At 72.3% G+C, this 19,049-nt stretch carries 12 protein-coding genes; 5 read left to right on the forward strand and 7 right to left on the reverse strand.

The window, feature by feature from the left end; translation table 11 throughout:
• The first annotated feature begins 82 nt into the window (after positions 1-82).
• Together AC07FK_RS18400 and AC07FK_RS18405 are read left to right on the forward strand one after the other, a co-directional pair.
• Positions 83-229, forward strand: coding sequence for an LPFR motif small protein (locus tag AC07FK_RS18400; protein ID WP_167367988.1), 147 nt, complete (start codon positions 83-85; stop codon positions 227-229).
• 94 nt (positions 230-323) lie between these two features.
• Positions 324-2,741, forward strand: coding sequence for a Tex family protein (locus tag AC07FK_RS18405; RefSeq protein ID WP_479105940.1), 2,418 nt, complete (start codon positions 324-326; stop codon positions 2,739-2,741).
• A gap of 184 nt (positions 2,742-2,925) precedes the next feature.
• Here the strand turns inward: AC07FK_RS18405 and AC07FK_RS18410 are convergent, their stop codons facing one another.
• Entirely contained in the window at positions 2,926-4,563 is a 1,638-nt protein-coding gene (locus AC07FK_RS18410) for an ABC-F family ATP-binding cassette domain-containing protein (protein ID WP_479105941.1), read from the reverse strand.
• A gap of 212 nt (positions 4,564-4,775) precedes the next feature.
• Complete coding sequence (locus AC07FK_RS18415; protein WP_479105942.1) at positions 4,776-5,804, reverse strand: oxidoreductase; 1,029 nt, start codon at positions 5,802-5,804, stop codon at positions 4,776-4,778.
• Between the two features lie 66 nt (positions 5,805-5,870).
• Between AC07FK_RS18415 and AC07FK_RS18420 the strand changes: the two genes are divergently transcribed.
• Entirely contained in the window at positions 5,871-6,803 is a 933-nt protein-coding gene (locus tag AC07FK_RS18420) for an FAD-dependent oxidoreductase (protein ID WP_479105943.1), read from the forward strand.
• A 356-nt stretch (positions 6,804-7,159) separates the two neighbouring features.
• Here the strand turns inward: AC07FK_RS18420 and AC07FK_RS18425 are convergent, their stop codons facing one another.
• The 3 genes from AC07FK_RS18425 to AC07FK_RS18435 form a co-directional block, all read right to left on the reverse strand.
• Positions 7,160-8,893, reverse strand: a complete 1,734-nt coding sequence (locus AC07FK_RS18425) for a BCCT family transporter (protein WP_479105944.1) — start codon at positions 8,891-8,893, stop codon at positions 7,160-7,162.
• A 77-nt stretch (positions 8,894-8,970) separates the two neighbouring features.
• Positions 8,971-10,254 carry a M14 family metallopeptidase gene (locus AC07FK_RS18430; protein WP_479105945.1) on the reverse strand — a complete coding sequence of 428 codons (1,284 nt, stop codon included), beginning with the start codon at positions 10,252-10,254 and terminating at the stop codon, positions 8,971-8,973.
• Positions 10,254-12,224: a Xaa-Pro dipeptidyl-peptidase gene (locus tag AC07FK_RS18435; RefSeq protein ID WP_479105946.1), complete on the reverse strand. Its 1,971-nt coding sequence runs from the start codon at positions 12,222-12,224 to the stop codon at positions 10,254-10,256. The genes AC07FK_RS18430 and AC07FK_RS18435 overlap by 1 nt, the downstream gene beginning before the upstream one ends.
• A gap of 166 nt (positions 12,225-12,390) precedes the next feature.
• On the opposite strand from AC07FK_RS18435, the gene AC07FK_RS18440 reads away from it, so the two are divergent.
• Positions 12,391-13,902, forward strand: coding sequence for a M1 family metallopeptidase (locus AC07FK_RS18440; protein WP_479105947.1), 1,512 nt, complete (start codon positions 12,391-12,393; stop codon positions 13,900-13,902).
• 165 nt (positions 13,903-14,067) lie between these two features.
• A complete protein-coding gene (locus AC07FK_RS18445) occupies positions 14,068-15,099 on the forward strand; it encodes a LacI family DNA-binding transcriptional regulator (RefSeq protein ID WP_479105948.1) in 1,032 nt (343 codons plus the stop codon).
• A gap of 48 nt (positions 15,100-15,147) precedes the next feature.
• Here the strand turns inward: AC07FK_RS18445 and AC07FK_RS18450 are convergent, their stop codons facing one another.
• Complete coding sequence (locus AC07FK_RS18450; protein ID WP_479105949.1) at positions 15,148-17,925, reverse strand: glycosyl hydrolase; 2,778 nt, start codon at positions 17,923-17,925, stop codon at positions 15,148-15,150.
• A 182-nt stretch (positions 17,926-18,107) separates the two neighbouring features.
• Entirely contained in the window at positions 18,108-18,992 is an 885-nt protein-coding gene (locus AC07FK_RS18455) for an oxygenase MpaB family protein (RefSeq protein WP_479105950.1), read from the reverse strand.
• Positions 18,993-19,049 lie beyond the last annotated feature (57 nt).

A 19,049-nucleotide genomic window follows, 5' to 3' on the forward strand; every position in this document is an offset into this window, starting at 1 on the left:
TTTGCGCGGCGCGATGGCGGACACCCGTGCTGTGTCGGACAAAGAAATGTGTGTCGGGCACCGAGACAGCAGGAGGTACGACGTGTTGCGTGCGATTGCGGATGGACTCCGGATGATCGGCTCGGCCATCGCGACGGTGGTGACCCTGCCCTTCAGGCTGGTCGCCAAGCTCTTCGGAGGTGCGTCCAGCACCGCGTCCCGGGGCGGCGGACGAGCGCGCCGCGCCTGACGGCCCGGCCGGGGCGCGCGCGACACAGGACCCGACGACCCTGCACAATGCAGGCTCAAGCACAGCCCGCAGGAGAAGGCGAGTCGGGAACATCGTGACGACGTCCATCGAAGGCAGGATCGCCGAGGAACTCGGCGTAAAAGAGCGGCAGGTCCGAGCCGCCGTCGAATTGCTCGACGGCGGCTCGACCGTGCCGTTCATCGCTCGTTACCGCAAGGAAGCGACCGAGATGCTCGACGACGCGCAGCTGCGCACGCTCGAGGAGCGGCTTCGTTATCTGCGGGAGCTGGAGGAGCGGCGTACCGCGGTCCTGGAGTCCGTGCGCGAGCAGGGCAAGCTCGACGAGGCGCTCGAAGCGCGGATCCGGGCCGCCGACACCAAGGCGCGGCTGGAGGACATCTACCTGCCGTTCAAGCCCAAGCGCCGCACCAAGGCGCAGATCGCGCGCGAGGCGGGACTCGAACCGCTGGCGCGGGGCCTGCTGGCCGACCCCTCGGTGGAACCGTCCGCCGCCGCCGCCGCGTTCGTGGACCCGGACAAGGGCGTGGCCGACGCGCAGGCCGCGCTGGACGGGGCCCGCTCGATCCTCACCGAGACCTTCTCAGAGGACGCCGACCTGATCGGTGAGCTGCGCGAGCGCATGTGGTCGCGCGGGCGGCTGGTCGCGAAGGTTCGGGAGGGCAAGGAGGAGGCCGGCGCCAAGTTCGCCGACTACTTCGACTTCTCGGAGCCCTTCACCGCACTGCCGTCGCACCGGGTGCTCGCCATGCTGCGGGGCGAGAAGGAGGACGTGCTCGACCTGGTCCTGGAGCCCGAGGAGCCGTCCGCGTCCCCGGAGGCGGCCGGGCCCTCGACGTACGAGAACATGGTCGCGCGGCGCTTCGGCGTCTGTGACCGGGGCCGCCCCGGCGACAAGTGGCTCGCCGACACGGTGCGCTGGGCCTGGCGCACCCGCATCCTCGTGCACCTCGGGATCGACCTGCGGCTGCGGCTGCGCACCGCGGCGGAGGACGAGGCCGTACGCGTCTTCGCGGCGAACCTGCGGGATCTGCTGCTGGCCGCGCCGGCCGGGACCCGGGCCACGCTCGGCCTCGACCCCGGATTCCGTACGGGCGTGAAGGTGGCCGTCGTGGACGCGACGGGCAAGGTCGTGGCGACCGACGTGATCTACCCGCACGTGCCCCGGAACAAGTGGGACGAGTCGCTGGCGACGCTGGCACGGCTCGCGAAGGAGCACGACGTCGAGCTGGTCGCCATCGGCAACGGCACGGCGTCCCGCGAGACCGACAAGCTCGCCGGGGAACTGTGCGACAGGCACCCCGAGCTGAAGCTGACGAAGGTGATGGTCTCGGAGGCGGGCGCGTCGGTGTACTCGGCGTCCGCGTTCGCCTCGCAGGAACTCCCGGACATGGACGTGTCGCTGCGCGGCGCCGTGTCCATCGCGCGGCGGCTCCAGGACCCGCTCGCCGAGCTGGTGAAGATCGACCCGAAGTCGATCGGGGTCGGGCAGTACCAGCACGACCTGTCGGAGGTGAAGCTCTCGCGCTCGCTCGACGCGGTGGTCGAGGACTGCGTCAACGGCGTGGGCGTCGACGTCAACACGGCCTCCGCGCCGCTGCTTTCGCGCGTCTCCGGCATCAGTTCCGGGCTCGCCGAGAACATCGTGGCTCACCGTGACGCGAACGGCCCGTTCCGGTCGCGCAAGGGGCTCAAGGACGTGGCGAGGCTCGGCCCGAAGGCGTACGAGCAGTGCGCGGGCTTCCTGCGCATCCAGGGCGGCGACGATCCGCTCGACGCGTCGAGCGTGCACCCGGAGGCGTACCCGGTGGTGCGGGAGATGGTGAAGACGGCGGGCAGCGGGGTCGGGACGCTCATCGGGAACACGGCGGTGCTGCGGTCGCTGCGGGCCGGCGACTTCGTGAACGAGAAGTTCGGTCTGCCGACCGTCTCCGACATCCTGAAGGAGCTGGAGAAGCCGGGACGCGACCCGCGGCCCGCCTTCCGGACGGCGACCTTCAAGGAGGGCGTCGAGAAGATCGGCGACCTGGCGCCCGGAATGATCCTGGAGGGCGTGGTGACGAACGTCGCGGCGTTCGGGGCCTTCGTGGACGTCGGCGTCCACCAGGACGGGCTCGTGCACGTGTCGGCGCTGTCGAAGACCTTCGTCAAGGACCCGCGTGATGTGGTGAAGCCGGGCGACGTGGTCCGGGTCAAGGTCATGGACGTCGACATTCCGCGCAAGCGGATCTCGTTGACGCTGCGGCTTGAGGACGACGTGACGGCGGCCTCCTCCGACGAGGGGAAGCGCGAGCGCGGCGGCGGTGGGCGTCCTCCGGCGCAGCGGCAGGGCGGCCGGGAGCGGCGCGGCGGCGGCGGTTCCGGCGGCGGTGGGCGCGGGGGTGGTTCGGGCGCCGGTGGGCGCGGGGCCTCCCGGCAGGCGCCGCCGCCGGCCAACAGTGCGATGGCGGACGCGTTGCGCAGGGCCGGGCTGACGGACCCGAAGCGGGGCTGACGGTCTCTGCCGGCCGGGGGTGGCGGGTGGGTGCGGGTTCCGCTGTGCGGGACTCTCCCCCACCGGCCCCTTCCCGGGCGCCGCACGGGCGGGGCGGATCGTGCCGTACGGTCCCGGTTCTGCCCGTGCGGGAGTCGTCCCCGAGGCGCTGGCGGCCCGTCTTCCCGGACGGGCCGCGCCCGGGTCAGAGTTCGGTCACCTTGCCTGCCGCGACCTCGATGCGGCGGGTCGTGCGGACCGCGTCCAGCATGCGGCGGTCGTGGGTCACCAGCAGGAGCGTGCCCTCGTACGAGTCGAGTGCGGCCTCCAGCTGCTCGATCGCCGTCAGGTCGAGATGGTTCGTCGGCTCGTCGAGGACGAGCAGGTTCACGCCCCTGCCCTGGAGCAGTGCGAGCGCGGCACGGGTCCGCTCCCCCGGGGAGAGAGTCGTGGCGGGACGCAGGACGTGGTCGGCGCGCAGGCCGAACTTGGCCAGGAGCGTGCGTACTTCCGCCGGTTCCGTGTCGGGGACTGCCGCGCAGAACGCTTCGAGGAGCGACTCGGAGCCGTAGAACAGGCCGCGCGCCTGGTCGACCTCGCCGACGACGACGCCGGGACCGAGCACCGAATGGCCCCCGTCCAGCGGGAGGCGGCCCAGGAGGGCCGCGAGCAGCGTGGACTTGCCCGCGCCGTTCGCACCGGTGATGGCCACGCGGTCCGCCCAGTCGATCTGGAGCGACGCCGGGCCGAACGAGAAGTCGCCGCGCCGGACCGTCGCGTCGCGCAGCGTGGCCACCACCGCGCCGGAGCGCGGGGCCGCCGCGATCTCCATGCGCAGCTCCCACTCCTTGCGGGGCTCGTCGACGACGTCGAGGCGCTCGATCATGCGCTGTGTCTGGCGTGCCTTCGCGGCCTGCTTCTCGCTCGCCTCGCTGCGGAGGTTTCGGCCCATCTTGTCGCTGTCGGTGGCCTTGCGGCGGGCGTTCCTCACGCCCTTGTCCATCCAGCCGCGCTGCATCTGGGCCCGGCCTTCGAGCGCGGCCTTCTTGTCGGCGTACTCGTCGAAGTCCTCACGGGCGTGCCGGCGCGCCGTCTCGCGCTCCTCCAGGTACGCCTCGTAACCGCCGCCGTAGAGCTTGATCTGCTGCTGGGCGAGGTCCAGCTCCAGGACCTTGGTGACGGTGCGGGTCAGGAACTCGCGGTCGTGGCTGATGACGACCGTGCCGGCCCGCAGGCCGGAGACGAACCGCTCCAGGCGCTCCAGGCCGTCGAGGTCCAGGTCGTTCGTGGGCTCGTCCAGCAGGAAGACGTCGTAACGGGAGAGGAGGAGGGACGCCAGGCCCGCGCGGGCGGCCTGACCGCCGGAGAGGGCGGTCATCGGCTGGTCGAGGCCGACCGTCAGGCCGAGGCCGGCGGCCACCTCCTCGGCGCGCTCGTCGAGGTCCGCGCCGCCGAGGTCGAGCCAGCGGTCGAGGCTGTCCGAGTACGCGTCGTCGGCGCCGGGGGTCTCGTCGACGAGGGCCTGGGTGGCCTCGTCGAGGGCGCGCTGGGCCGCGGCCACCCCCGTACGCCGGGCCAGGAAGGCCCGGACCGTCTCGCCTTCGCGGCGCTCCGGCTCCTGAGGCAGGTGGCCGACGGTGGCGGTGGGCGGCGAGAGCCTCAGCTCGCCCGCCTCGGGGGTGTCGAGACCGGCGAGCAGGCGCAGCAGCGTGGACTTGCCCGCGCCGTTCACGCCGACCAGGCCGATCACGTCGCCGGGGGCGACCACCAGGTCGAGCCCGGAGAAGAGGGAGCGGTCGCCGTGGCCGGCGGCGAGGTCTTTGGCGACGAGGGTTGCAGTCATGAGGCCCCGATCCTACCGAGAGGGCGGGGCGGGGCGGGACCGTGGGCAGCCGCGGGGAGTGGGCGCCGTGTGGCTTCGCGGGGTCCGTCGCGGGGGCGGGGCGGGTGGTGCGGGCCGGTGGGGAGGGGGTTTGGTAGTGCGGGCCGGTGCGCAGGGGGTGCGGGCGGTGCGGAGAGGGTGCGGGCCGGTGGGGTGGGGGTGCCGGTGCCGGTTCAGTGGGTTGTGGGGGTCACCAGGACCGCTCCTGTCGTGCGTGCCACCACGTACGACCGGCCCTTCGTCGCCCGGCCGTCCAGCGGGATCCGGTGCTCCCCCGGTTCCAGCACGTCGTCGAAGACCTCGTGGGCGTGCGTCCGGTACAGCCGGTCCAGGCGGTACGCGACCAGCTGCACGCGGCACGTCGACGTCACCTCCACCGCCGCCTCGCCCTCCACCGCCGCCAGCCGCGTCAGGCGGCGCTGCCCGGCCGGGCTGCGGTCCAGGGCGGCCTCGATCTGGGCCACCAGCAGCGGGACGATCGGCGCCAGGCCGTCCACGAAGGCGACGTCGGCGCCCGCCCGCTCGAACGCCGCCCGGGTGCCGGCGCGCACCCGCTCGTCCACCGCCCTGCCGAAGGCCACCGCCCCGTACGCCCGCAGCTCCTCGGGCGGTACGTCGGCCGCGTCGGCGGTGATGTCCGCGCCGATGTTGATCGTCCGAAGGGCCGCGGCCAGCTTCGCCAGTACGTCGACGCGCGCGCCGATCAGCAGGACGCGGCGGCGGGGCGGCGGCTCCTCGTCGCCGGCCGCGAGGAGCCGCTCCAGCTCCGTGCGGTACTCCTCGCCGCGGAAGCGGAACGGGCCTATCCCGTGATAACCGTTCAGCTCCAGGTCCGCCGTCCCGCTGGTCTGCCAGGCGAAATCCCGCCAGACGAAGTCGTCCCCGGCCCGCTCGATGACCGCGGTCACCGCGCCGCACTCCAGGCTCTCGCACTCGGGGCAGCCGTAGACGACGTACCGCCCGGCGGGCAGCGGTGCCTCGGCCTCCAGGAGCAGGCTGCGCACCTGGGCGGTGAAGATGGCGGGTGGCACGTCGGCGGCGAGGGGGGACACCGCGTCGAGGTCCGAGAGCCGGTGGAGCAGCGGGCGGCCGTCCACGATGAAGTCCAGGAAATCGCGGTGCACTTGGTAGTCCCCGTTGACGAGAACACCGCCGGCCCGCATCGCCGGAGCCAGCCCGAAAGTCGCGTAGTCGGCAGACATGTCCTGAGTATCCCCAGTCATGACGTGATGTGAGCACGGCAGCACGGATTCCGTTAACGTCCGGACATGAGCGGTGACGTGGTCGTGGTGGGGAGCGGGGTCGCGGGGCTGACCACCGCCGTCGTTCTCGCGGAGAGCGGCTGGTCGGTACGGGTGTGGACCCGGGATCCGGCGGAGCGGACGTGTTCGGCCGTGGCGGGAGCGCTGTGGTGGCCGTACCGGATCGATCCCGCCGAACTGGTGGCCGACTGGGCTCTGCACTCGTTGCGGGAGTACGAGCGGATGGCGCTCGACCCGGACGGCACGGGTGTGCGGCTCGTGGCCGGGGTCATGGCGGGCGCCACGGTGGCCGGGCTCGGGGCGTGGGGAGCGGGGATCGCGGGGGTGACGGACGGTGCGGACGGGTTGCGTGCCGTCCTGCCGCTGATCGACATGCCGGTCCATCTGCGGTATCTGCGGCGGCGGTTGGAAGCGGCCGGGGGCGCGGTGGAAGCGCGGGCGGTGACGCGGCTGGCGGAGGCGGCGCCGGCGGCCGGGCACACCGTCGTCAACTGCACCGGTCTCGGGGCGCGCGAGCTGGTGCCGGACGTGGCGGTGCGGCCGGTGCGGGGGCAGTTGGTGGTGGTGGAGAACCCCGGGGTGGACGAGTGGTTCGTCGCGGCGAGCGGTGGGGCGGCGGAGTCGGTCTACCTGTTTCCCCAGCCGTACGGGCTGGTGCTCGGGGGCACCGCCGAGGAGGACGCGTGGGGGGTGGACGCGGTGCCGGAGGTGGGGCGGGGCATCGTGGAGCGGTGCGCGCGGGTGCGGCCGGAGGTGGCGGGGGCGAGGGTGCTCGAGCACCGGGTGGGGTTGCGGCCGGTGCGTGGGGGTGGGGTGCGGTTGGAGGCGGAGCGGATGCCTTCGGGGGCGTTGTGCGTGCACAACTATGGGCATGGTGGGGCGGGGGTGACGGTCGCTTGGGGGTGTGCGCGGGGGGTGGCCCGGTTGTTGGGGGGGTGAGGCGCGGGACTCTACGCGGGGGCGGGTGACCGGGGGCGGGACGGGGCCGGGTGGTTGGGGGGTGGGCGGGCTTCCGGGGCCGGAGCGCCGGGTGGTTGCGGGGCGGGCGGGCTGCCGGGGCCGGGGTCGGGGGTGTGAGGTGGGGTGGGCGGGTCGGTGCCGCGCCGGGGCGTCTCCTCGGGTACCGAACGTTCGGGGTGGTGTGGTCTTCGGGGTCGTTGCGTTCGGCACCCTGCGGGGAGCGCCCCGGCACGTCCCCTCCCGGCACCTCGGATTGTTCAGCGGTGCCGGGGCGGGGCATACCCCGTCGGCTCGGGTGGGTGGGGGGCTGGGGTGGCGGTCGGGGTGGGGGTGGGTCAGGGGGTCTTGTCGTCGGGGGGTGGTGTGGTGTCGGTTTCCGGGGTGCCGGGGCCGATGCGGATCTCGAACTCGCCGGCGTACTTCTCGTGGCCCGCGATCACCGCGCTCTCCACCGCCTCCTCGGCGATCTCGCCGCGCACGATCAGCGGGTCCTGGCGGAGGTCGCGCATGAGGGCCAGGCACATGCCCACCATGACGAGCACGAAGGGCGCCGCCACGAGGATGGTGAGGTTCTGCAGGCCGGCCAGCGCGTCGCCCTTGCCGTCGCCGACGAGCAGCATGACCGCTGCCACCGCCCCCGTCACCACGCCCCAGAAGATGACGACGAACCGGGCCGGTTCGAAGGTGCCGCGCTGGGAGAGCGTGCCCATCACGATCGAGGCGGCGTCCGCCCCGGAGATGAAGAAGATGCCGACCAGGACCATGACCAGGAGGCTCATCACGCCGGCGACGGGGAACTCCTGGAGCACGCCGAAGAGCTGGCCCTCCGGGGTCGACTCGTCGCCCAGCTGCTTGCGCTCCTGGAGCCTCATGGCCGTACCGCCGAAGACGGCGAACCAGACCAGGCTGACCGTGCTGGGCACGAGGATGACGCCGCCGACGAACTGGCGGATCGTACGGCCGCGGCTGATGCGGGCGATGAACATGCCGACGAACGGCGTCCAGGAGATCCACCACGCCCAGTAGAACACCGTCCAGCTGCTCAGCCATTCGGAGACCTCGCCGCCGCCGGTCGCCGCCTCGGTCCGGCCTGCCAGTTGTGGGATCTGGTCGATGTAGGCCGCGAGGGAGGTGGGGAGCAGGTCGAGGATCAGGATGGTCGGGCCGGCGATGAAGACGAAGACCGCCAGGATCACGGCCAGCACCATGTTGGTGTTGGACAGCCACTGGATGCCCTTCTCGACGCCGGAGACGGCGGAGAAGACGAACGCGGCGGTGAGGACTCCGATGATGGAGATCAGGAGTCCGGTGCCCGCCTTCTCCATCCAGCCCAGTTCGCGGAAGCCGCTGCCGATCTGGAGCGCGCCCAGGCCGAGGGAGGTGGCGGAGCCGAAGAGGGTGGCGAAGATCGCGAGGATGTCGATCACGCGGCCGGGGGTGCCGTCGGCGCGCTTCTGGCCGATCAGCGGAACGAAGACCGCGCTGATCGTCTGCCGCCTGCGGCGCCGGAAGGTGCTGTACGCGATGGCCAGGCCCACCACGGCGTAGATCGCCCAGGGGTGGAGGGTCCAGTGGAAGAGGGTGGTGGCCAGGGCCGTCTGCATGGCGTCCGCCGAGTCGGCGGGGTCGGTCCCCGGCGGCGGGGTGATGTAGTGCGCGAGCGGCTCGCTGACGCCGTAGAACATCAGGCCGATGCCCATGCCGGCGCTGAACATCATCGCGACCCAGGAGACGGTCCGGAATTCAGGGCCCTCGTGCTCCTGGCCGAGGGGGATCCTTCCGTAACGGCTGATGGCCAGCCAGAGGGCGAAGATCACGAAGCCGGAGGCGGCCAGGACGAAGGCCCAGCCGCCGTTGTGGATGAGGCCGCTCAGCATCGTGTCCGAGACGCGCTCCAGCGTCCCGGTGAAGACGGAGCCCCAGACCACGAAGGCCAGGGTGAGCACGGCCGTCACGCCGAACACCACCCGGTCGGTCCGGGGGGTCTCGTCCTCGTGCGGGTGACGGCCCGGGAGAGCCGCCCTCACCGGCAGCCGAAGCCGTTGAGCCGGTTTCTGTTCGTGCGACACAAGCGGCACCTTTCGGGAATCACTGAGCTGGTTTCGCTCCTGTACCCCCTACCACATGCGTTGCACGTGACCCGCGTCTAACAGGTGGTGTCGGGCCTCCCGGCTGTGAGGTGGTACGCCGCGCGGTCGTCGAGCAGGAGCGCCGCCAGGTTCCGCCCGGACTGGCGCAGGGGGACGTACGCGCCGTCGGAGCGGGGGTGGGAGGTGATCCCGTGCAGGGCCAGTTCGTCCTTCACCTCGGCGTACTGCGCCGCGGAGAGGGCGTAGCCGCAGGGCGGGTCCTGGATCGTCTCCGCGGGTTCGGGCGGGTCGTTGTCGGCTCCCCCGAGGTGGACGGGGCCCCGGTCCGCGAAGCCTTCGACGCGGGCACGGGCGGTCGCGGCCCCGATGGGGGCGCGCCGCTCGTCGATGAAGGCGAAGGCGCCCCGCAGGGCGGCGAGTTGGCTGTGCACACGCCGATTGTTGTTCAGGGCCGGGTCGTTCTTCTCGGCCTCCGTCAGCGGGTCCACCCGGGTCTCCACCAGGAGTCCCACCGCGTGTTTGAGACCTGCCGTGTTGCGCAGGATGCGCTCCTGGCCGTCGCCCGCCACCTGCTTGAGCGGCTCGCCGGTCACGGGGTCCGTCCAGATGCCGTACACGCCGCTGCTGAAGCCGGCCTCCTCCGCGTGCGGGCGTACGTAGGACTCGGAGAGGGTGCGTGCCTCCGCGTGCACCCGGTGGTGCGTGTTGGGATTGCGGGGCCAGAGCGCCAGCAGGTCCTTGTCGTAGTACGGCGGGGTGGCGCCGTACTCGTGCAGGTCGTGGACGACGTCGGGCCGGTGGTCGCGCAGGACGGCGGCCACGGCCCGGGCCTCGGCCGTCCTGAGGGCGATGTGGTCGCGGTTGACGTCGACGCCGCCGGAGTTGGTCCGCGTGCCGGCGGCGCGGCCGTCGGGGTTGGCGGTGGGGATCACGAGGACCGTGGTGCGGGCGAGGAAGTCGAGCGTCTTCCGGTCCTTGGCGTACGCGAGGTCCCTGACTGTGGTCAGGCAGGCCTCGCGACCTGACGGTTCGTCGCCGTGCTGGGAGCAGATCAGCAGCACGGTGGTGGACGTGCGCCGCTGGGGCGCGATGCGTACGAGCTGGACGGGGCGCCCCTGGTCGGTGGCGCCGATGGTGGACAGGGTGACGTGGCCGCCGGCCCGGTCGACGGTGCGCAGGAAGGTCTGCTCGTCGGCCTGGGTGGTCCAGCTCCTGCCGCCGGTCCGCTCGAAGCCGGTACGGGGCGGGGCCGGTGACGCCTGGGCCGTGGTCGTCGTCAGGGGCGCGGCCAGGGCCGCCGCCGTGACGGCGGCGGCCAGGGCGCGGACTGGGGGACGCATCAGCGGGTCGCTCCGGGGATCGGGCGCCGGGGGCGCGGTTCGGCGACGCCGTCGGGGCGGGCCGGCGGCGGGGCGGCGACGTGCGGGCCGGCGGTGGCGCGGGCGAACGCCCGGGCGCCGCCCACGACCGGCAGGTCCGCGGCCGTACGGGAGAGTGCCACGTCGAGGGTCGGGGTGGTCGACGGAGGGTCGATGAGGCCCGCGTCGGTGCCGCCGACGATCAGGGCCAGGCGGTGTCCGGCGGGCACCACGTGGTCGCTCGCGTGGAGGTCCAGGGTGATCGTGTACCGCTTGCCGGGCGTGAGCGGGCGGCCTTCGGCCGGGTCGGCGTAGGTGCCGAGGTCGGCCCAGCCCCGGCTGAAGACGGTGTGGTCGACGTCGGCGGTACGGGCCTTCGTCTCCTTGAAGCAGGAGCTGTCGCCGGTGGTGCTCGGTCCCCAGCAGGTGCGCTCGGGGAGGGTGGTGACGCCTTCTCCCGCGGCCGTGTAGTCGCGGATCGTGTCGGGGCCGAGGTCGACGAGGACCGCGGACAGGTGCGCGGTGGAGGTGCTGGGCGTCGCCGTGACGGTCACCTGCGAGGAGCCGGACAGACGCAGGTCCCGGGTGAGCGGCTTGGTGGTGAAGCCGGCCTTGGAGGGGGTGGAGGCGTCGATCGCGGCCGCCCAGTCGCTCTCGGAGAGCTCCGGGTCGTCAGTGAAGGTCTCCGTGGCGCCGGGGGCGGCGCGCTTCAGCGACAGGGTGCCGACGCCGGGCGCCTCGCCCTTGCCGGGGCGCACGGTGGTGACGTCCGTGGCGCGGGGCGGCCAGACCTTGTCCGTGGACCACTGGCCGGGGGCGCGCTCGACGTCGGCCATCGGCTCGCGGTCGATGCCGTTCTCGTAGCCGAGGAGTTCGTGGTCGAACCAGCGGTGCAAGGTCCGCACCCAGTCGCCGCGGCGGAAGTCGAACGGGTCGACGTGGCCGGTCTGCGACAGCCAGATCTTGCGGTCGACCCCGGCGTCGGCGAGGGCGTCCCACCACTGGCCGAAGTGCTTCGCGCGGACGTTGAGGTCCTGCATGCCGTGGACGACGAAGACGCTGGCGTCGACGTTCTCCGCGTCCGGTACGTAGTCCCGCTCGGCCCACAGCGGTGTGAAGTCGCCGTTGCGCGGCGCCTCGTCGACCAGACGCTGCTGCACCGCCTGGCAGCGCGCGCGGGCCGCGGGGCTCTCCACGTAGTCGGAGAGCCATTCGGGGCCGCTGTCGTAGAGGGGGGCGCCCTGGGCGAAGTAGTAGTCGTACCAGGAGGAGATCGCGCCGATCGGGACGATGGTCTTCAGGCCCTCGACGCCGGTCGCCGCGACGCCGTTGGCGACGGTGCCGTCGTAGCTCTTGCCGATCATCCCCGTGTCGCCGGTGGACCAGCCGGCCTCGGCGCGCTCGCCGCCGGTGCGGCTGGTGTACGCCTTGCCCCGGCCGTTCAGCCAGTCGACGACCGCTGTGGCGGACTGGACGTCGGAGTGGCCGCCCACGTCCACGCAGCCGTCGGAGCGGTTGGTTCCGGCGAGGTCGACGGCGACGAAGGCGTAGCCGCGGGGGACGAAGTAGTTGTCGTAGTAGAGCGGGAACTGCACCGGGTCGCCGTTCGCGTCGTACGTCTTCTTCTGGCTCTCGTTCCCGCGCCCGCAGCAGGAGTAGTACGGGCTGGCGTCCATGATGACCGGGATCTTCCTGCCCCGCTGGGCCGGTTCCCGGGGCCGGACGATGTCGACGGCGACCCGGTCGGTCTTCCCGTCGCCGTCGCCGTCCATGCGCGTGTCGACCCACACGGCTTCACGGATCGCGTTGTCGTAGGAGTAGACCGGTTGGCTCTCCCTGGGCGCGGCGCCGTGGGCGCCCGCCGGGGTCAGCAGGACCGCCGTCAGGGCGGCCGTGGCCGCCGGGACGAGCCTTCGCCACTTCGAGCGGGATCTCCGCGCAGATATCGGCATGGGGCTGGAAGTTACTCCGGTCAACTGCTGTGCAAAAGAGGGCAGGAGGAGGTCTCGTGACGTCCGGATGGCAGTCGTGTGACAGGAGCGACCATGGACATGACTGGTGGCGCACGGGCTGAATAGGGTGCGAACAGATCCTTCCAACTGACCACTTGGAGCATCCGTGCACCGCAGACTCATCGCCCCGGGCGCGCTGGCGGCCTCACTTCTGCTGGCGATCCCGGCATCGGCCGCAGATTTCACTCCCGGCGCTCCGGGCATCGGCGACACCTACTACCCGGCGAGCGGCAACGGCGGATACGACGTCTCCCATTACGACCTGCGTCTGAAGTACCAGCCCGGGACGGACCTTCTGGAGGGCACGGCGACGATCCTCGCCACCGCCACGCAGAACCTCTCGCGCTTCAACCTCGACTTCGGCCTGGGGGTGAGCGAGGTACGGGTCAACGGGAAGAAGGCGAAGTTCGCCAAGGAGGGCGACCAGGAACTCGTCGTCACGCCCACCGCCCCGCTGGAGAAGGGCCGGGCCGTCTCGGTCGTCGTCCGGTACGCCGGAAAGCCCTCCGAGCTGGAGATCGGCGGCTACACCGCCTGGCACCGCACCCCGGACGGCGGAGTCGCCGCCCAGGAGCCCGACTCGGCGGTGTGGTGGTTCCCCAGCAACGACCACCCGCTGGACAAGGCGACGTACGACGTGTCCGTCTCCGTGCCGGACGGTACCCAGGCCATCAGCAACGGCGTGCTGCAGAGCCAGAGTTCGCGGCTCGGCTGGACGCGCTACAACTGGCGCTCGAACAAGCCGCAGGCCAGCTACCTCGCCACGCTCGCGGTCGGAAAGTTCGACATCACTACGGACAGGACGGCGGGCGGCCTGCCCGTGCTGAACGCCTACAGCAAGGACCTCGGTGACAACGCGGGCGCCGCGCGCGCCAGCGTCGAGCGGACCGCCGAGGTCGCCGAGTACCTGACCGAGGTCTTCGGCCCGTACCCCTTCAACGCGCTCGGCGGCTACGTCCCGAACGTCACCAGCGGATACGCGCTGGAGACGCAGACCCGGCCGTTCTACAGCCCGCGGCAGTTCGCGAACGGCGCGAACGTGTCGGTCGTCGTCCACGAGCTGGCCCACCAGTGGTACGGCGACAGTGTGGCCGTGAAGGGCTGGAAGGACATCTGGATCAACGAGGGCTTCGCCCGCTACAGCCAGTGGCTGTGGTCCGAGAAGGAGGGCGAGGGGACGGCGCAGGAGCTCGCCGACCACGTCTACGCGACGCGGGCCGCCGACGACCCCTTCTGGACCGTCGAGCCGGGCGACCCGGGCCCGGACAACCAGTTCCACATCGCCGTGTACGACCGCGGAGCGCTCGCCGTGCAGGCACTGCGCAACGAGGTCGGCGACGAGGACTTCTTCGCGATCCTGAAGGGGTGGCCGGCGAAGTTCGCCCACGGCAACGCCAGTGTGGCCGACTTCGTGAAGTACGCGGAGCAGGTCTCGGGCAAGCCGCTCGCCGGGCTTATCGACACCTGGCTGTACCAGCCGTCGAAGCCCGGCGCCCCGGAGGCGGCCGAGTCGCGGATCGCGCGGTCGTACGCCGGTGAGGGCGCGAAGCCCGCGCAGCCCAGGTCGTGGAAGAAGATCGCCGCGACGAACTCGATCCACGAGCACGACCACCGCTGACCGGCCGTACGTCCGCCGCCGAGCGAGTCCCACCGGCGCCGCCGTCCCTGTCACGAGGGGCGGCGGCGTCCCGGCACGAGTGGGTGAAAGCGCTCTCACGCGGTGGTCGCCGCCGATATCCTCGCTGCCAGCAGCCTTGCCCCGAGCCGCCGAGGAGCGCCCGCCTTGCCCGAGCAGTCCGCTGGTTCCCGCCCCACTCTCGAAGCCGTCGCCGCCCGCGCCGGAGTCTCCCGTGCCACGGCCTCGCGGGTCGTCAACGGCGGCGCGGGCGTGCGGCGGCCACTGGCCGACAAGGTGCGGGAAGCCGTGGAGGCCCTGGGCTACGTACCGAACCAGGCGGCCAGGTCGCTGGTCACGCGACAGAGCGGCGCGGTCGCCGTCATCATCGCCGAGCCCGAGTTCAGAGTTTTCTCGGACCCCTTCTTCGAACAGCAGGTGCGCGGCATCAGCCGGGAACTGACGGCGCACGACTGCCAGTTGGTGCTGCTGTGGGTGGAGGGTCCCGGCGACTACGACCGGATAGCCCGCTACCTCGGGGGCGGCCATGTCGACGGGGCGCTCGCCTTCTCGCTGCACGACGCCGACGGACTGCCCGCTCTCGTGCGCCGCGCCAAGGTCCCCACCGTCTTCGGCGGCCGTCCGGACGCGGGGGCGGCGGCGCTTCCGTACGTCGACTGCGACAACCGGGGCGGCGCCCGCACCGCCGTACGCCATCTCGTCGGCCTGGGGCGCGAACGCGTCGCGCACATCGCGGGCCCCCGCGACCAGACGTCCGCCACCGACCGGGCCGACGGCTACCGCGACGTCCTGTTCGACGCGGATCCCGCTCTGACCGCGCAGGGCGACTTCACCGTGGACAGCGGGGCGCGCGCGATGGCGGAACTGCTGGAGCGCCGCCCGGACCTGGACGCCGTGTTCGCCGCGAACGACCTGATGGCCGCCGGCGCCCTGCGGGTGCTGCGCGCACACGGGCGGCGGGTGCCGGAGGACGTCGCGGTCGTCGGGTTCGACGACATGGTGACCGTGGCCGCGTCGGCGGATCCCCCGCTGACCACGGTCCGCCAGGACATCGAGGGCATGGGGCGGCTGATGGTCAGGCTGCTGATGCGGGTCCTGGACGAGGGCGGCGGGCGGGGAGCGGGCGCGCCCGCCTCGGTGATCATGCCGACCGAACTGGTGCGGCGGGCCTCGGCCTGAGCTGCCGGGGCCCGCCGCTCGGGGGGTGCGTGCCGGTGCGCGTCCTGGTTACTGGAAGGGGATCACCAGGACCGAATCGGCCGTTCCGGTACGGAGTTTCGCCGTGCCGTTGCCGATGGCGCTCCACACTTCGAGGCGTACAGTGCCGCCCTTGAGGTCGCCGAGGGTTCCGGTCGCGGACTTCAGGCCGCGCGCCTGCGTGTAGTCCTCCCAGCCGGCCACCGGATCGGTCGCGAAGTACTGGTAGGTCTCCGTCCGGTCGTAGGTGCCGTCGCCCGTGAGGTCGTAGCTCACCCGGGCCTGCTGGCCGAGGCCGACCGCCGTGCCGGCGTCGACCTGGAGGCGGAAGGCGGTCGGCGTGCCGGCCTTGAGCGTGCCGTTGACCCCCTTGGCGGTGTACGTCAGCGGCTGGTGCGGAGTGCCGTCGTGGTTGGCGCCGCCCGCCGAGGCGATGGTGTCGGTGGCGGCGGTGGCGCCGGTGGCCGTGGTGAGGGCGCCGCCGGTGCGCAGCTGGAAGGTGTTCCCGGTGGGCGGGTCGGGGTCCGGGTCGGGGTCGGTGCCGCCCGTGCCGGTGCCCGTGGCGGTCGAGCGGGCGGGGACGGTGAGCTTCCCGCCGTCCGAGAAGGTCACGGTGCGGGTGGTGGAGGTGTGGTTGTGGGCGGCGTACGTCCGGACCGAGCCCTTGGTGAACACGGCGGACGTCGGGATGTCCCCGCTGATCGTCGCGTCGGGGGCGCCGAGCGTGTCGAGGGTGCTGATCCAGTGGTACGTGTGCGCCTTGGACTCGCCCTGCTCGGGGGTGTAGCCGGCGTGGCCCGCGTCCCACTTGGCCTTGGCGGCGGCCGGGTCGGCCAGTGACTGGAACTCCCAGAGGATGTCGCGCCATTCGACGGCCGGTCCGCCGTTCTCGCGTTCCATCTCGGCGAGGTTGCGCCGGATCGCGGCCTTCTCACCGGCCAGGTGCAGTGAACCGCCGGTCACCGGCAGGACGTTGATGCCGTGGATCTCCTCCGGGTTGGCCGTCCACCACGTGGCGTACGCCCCGCCGCTCCCCCACACCATGCCGACCGTGTCGTGGCCGAAGGAGGAAGGGAAGACCTGCTGGTCGGCGTCGAACCAGTACTGCGCGATCGCCTCGGACTCGGTGGTCAGGAGGTACGTGCCGAGGTCGCGCAGGGCCGCGTCACCGGTCGCCGCGCCCCACAGGACGAGGCCGGCGCTGAGGTTGGTCGACTCCGACGACGACTCCTGGTTGTTGCCGGCCGCGAAGCCCTGGTGGCCGGAGGCCCAGCTGTGGCCCGCGTAGACGTCGAAGCCGCGCAGGAAGGGGAAGGCGGCGTCCGTGCGGCTGGGGTTGGCGGCGTCCCGTACGAGGGTCTTGACCATGCCGCCCCAGGCCGAGTCGGCGGCCCATGCCGGGTCGTACTGGGCGACGATCGCGGCGGCGTAGACGTAGTAGCTGTAGTGGAAGTGGTGGTCGTTGAGCTCGGTGTCGCTGCCGTACGAGGCCGGGTAGCCGGTCAGCGTCTTCCAGGTCCTGTCGTACGAGAACTCGTTGGCTCCCCCGGCCGTGAACCAGTCCTGGAGTCGGCCCTTCATCAGGCCGAGCAGCTTGTCGCGCACCGCCGTCTCGCCGATCTGGTCGGCCACGGGCACGAGCTGGGCGAGGCGGCCCAGCGCCTTGCCCGTCCAGTAGGTGTCGGTGGCGCCGGAGAAGGGATCGGCCGCGTTCGCGACCTCGTTGAGGTGGCCCCGCAGCCTCGCCTTGTCGACACCGCTCGACTGCGGCAGCGCGGGCAGCACGCCGGAGGCCCGCTGGCTCGTGGTGAAGGACGTGCCCTCGCGCACCTTCATCGTGCCGCGCGGCGAGACGTACGTGTACGGGGTGAGCGGGTCGGAGGTGTGCAGCCACTGGTGGCGGTAGAGCGCCTGGAGCGTGCCCTTCTCGCTGCCCTCCTTCGCCTCGGTGGTGAGGGCGTACGTGGCCTTCACCGTGCCGTCCGTGGAGCTCCAGCTCGCCCTGGAGCCGGTGACGAAGCTGTACGCGTACTTCTTGTACGTCGCGAGGGCGTCGGTGGAGGGCAGCACGGCGAGGGAGAAGTAGTCCTTGGCGCCGAGGCCGGCGGTCAGGGTGGATCCGGCGATGCTCCAGTCGCTGCCGGTGGGCGCGAAGAGGGCGTAGTGGTGCCCGGCGACGGTGATGCCGAGGACGTTGCCCTGGTCGGCGAAGACCGTGGGAGCGGCGGCGGTGGTGATCTGGGCGGCGGCGCCCGAGCCCTTGGCGTACACGAAGGGCAGCCCGTGGCCGATGGTGGTGCGCAGGGTGCGGGCGCCGTCGGACCAGTACGGGGTGACGGTCCAGTCGGACCAGTCGTCGGCCTTGGTGTCGGCCGAGTTGAGGCCGGTCAGGCCGAGGGTCAGGTCGCGCTTGTGGGCGTACTCGTACTGGCGGCCGTCCCCGACGACGGCGGGAGTCGTCGGGTAGCCGACTTCCAGGCCGGCGGCGGTGGCCTGGTAGGTGAGCGGGTGCCCGTACATCGGGGTGGAGTGCGGGTTGTCGCCGTACCGCTGGAAGGCGAGGGAGGACCACCAGTCGTTGGTGGGGAGCGGCTTGTCCTTCGCGGCCGGGGTCAGCTTGGGGGTGACGGGTGTGCCGGTGTTGGTGGTGGGTCCCGACGTGCCGGCGGGGCGCACGTCGGAGTAACTGCCCGAGCCGACGGGGATGGTGGCGGCGGCCGCGGGAGCGGCGGTGGCGCCGAGGCCGAGCGCGGTCAGGGCGGAGACGAGGATCAGCGCGGACGCGGTTCTGAAGGGCGGAGCTGGCATGGACGGCACCTCTGGGTGGTGGGGGAAGGGCGTCCGAGAGCGCTCTCAGATGCCAAGGAACGTAAAACTCCTGAAATAGAAGTGTCAATACATGTGACACGGACGGCAGTTGAGGGGGTGGCGGGCCGCCGCCCGTTCAAGTGTTGACGGATCGGGGCTGCGGGAGCATGCTCCGAGTGGATTTACTGAGAGCGCTCTCGCTCGGCGCGTGCGGCGTCCCTCCGCCACCGCGCCCTGGCCTCGCGCGCCAGGGGCAGGTAGCGCAGCCGCTCGGGCAGCAGCGGAACCAGCGTGCGTACGACCCGGCTGAACCGGCGCAGCCTGCGTTCCCGTACGTCGTCCCACTCCAGCCCCAGCGCCTCGCGCGCCTCCGGCGGCAGGTAGCCGACGGTGACGAACGCCCGGAAGCGGGCCAGCGGCGGCCACAGCACCGGCCACAGGGCGCGCAGGGCGAGACGCACCGGCAGCGGTCCCCGGTCGGGGGCGGGCACCGGGCTGTCGATGGCGACCAGCTCGCGCACGACGACGGTCGGCTCCACCTCGTCGGCCAGCATCTTCCGGAAGTACGGCCAGAACTCCTCGACGGTCTGCGGCATGTCCCGGTCGTTGATGCCGAGGACCCGGCCGACCTGGAGCCACTCGGCGTACAGCTGCCGCTCCTGGGCCTCGGTCAGCGGCCGGAAGAGGTGGCGCAGCGCGTGCTGGTAGCAGGGGAAGCCGGTGGCGTGGACCCAGGCGTAGTGGGCCGGGTCGAGCGCGTGGTACGGGCGGCCGTGCGCGTCGGCGCCCTGGATGCTCTTGTGCAGCTGCCGGAGTCTGCGGCCCTCCTCGGCGCCGGCCTCTCCCCCGTACACCCACAGCTGGAGGGAGCGCAGGGACCGCTCGCCGCGCCCCCAGGGGTCGGTGCGGAAGACCGAGTGCTGGTCGACGCCCGCGCCGACGGCCGGCCGCGCGACCTGGAGGGTGAGCGCGGCGGGCAGCATGAGCAGCGCGCGCACGTCGCCGGCGACGGACCACAGGACACCGCCGGGGGGCGGTGGCGCGGGGTCCCGGTCCCTGGTCCTCATGCCTCCAAGTATGCGATCCGGGCACGGGCGCGCAGCGCCCGTGCGGAGGCGGGGACA

The sequence above is a fragment of the Streptomyces sp. NPDC046122 genome, assembly GCF_056429965.1.

Coding starts and splice junctions, on each gene's coding strand:
- AC07FK_RS18410 (WP_479105941.1), bottom strand. CDS start 4,563: ATGACTGCAACCCTCGTCGCCAAAGACCTCGCCGCCGGCCACGGCGAC.
- AC07FK_RS18415 (WP_479105942.1), bottom strand. CDS start 5,804: ATGTCTGCCGACTACGCGACTTTCGGGCTGGCTCCGGCGATGCGGGCC.
- AC07FK_RS18420 (WP_479105943.1), top strand. CDS start 5,871: ATGAGCGGTGACGTGGTCGTGGTGGGGAGCGGGGTCGCGGGGCTGACC.
- AC07FK_RS18430 (WP_479105945.1), bottom strand. CDS start 10,254: ATGCGTCCCCCAGTCCGCGCCCTGGCCGCCGCCGTCACGGCGGCGGCC.
- AC07FK_RS18435 (WP_479105946.1), bottom strand. CDS start 12,224: ATGCCGATATCTGCGCGGAGATCCCGCTCGAAGTGGCGAAGGCTCGTC.
- AC07FK_RS18450 (WP_479105949.1), bottom strand. CDS start 17,925: ATGCCAGCTCCGCCCTTCAGAACCGCGTCCGCGCTGATCCTCGTCTCC.
- AC07FK_RS18455 (WP_479105950.1), bottom strand. CDS start 18,992: ATGAGGACCAGGGACCGGGACCCCGCGCCACCGCCCCCCGGCGGTGTC.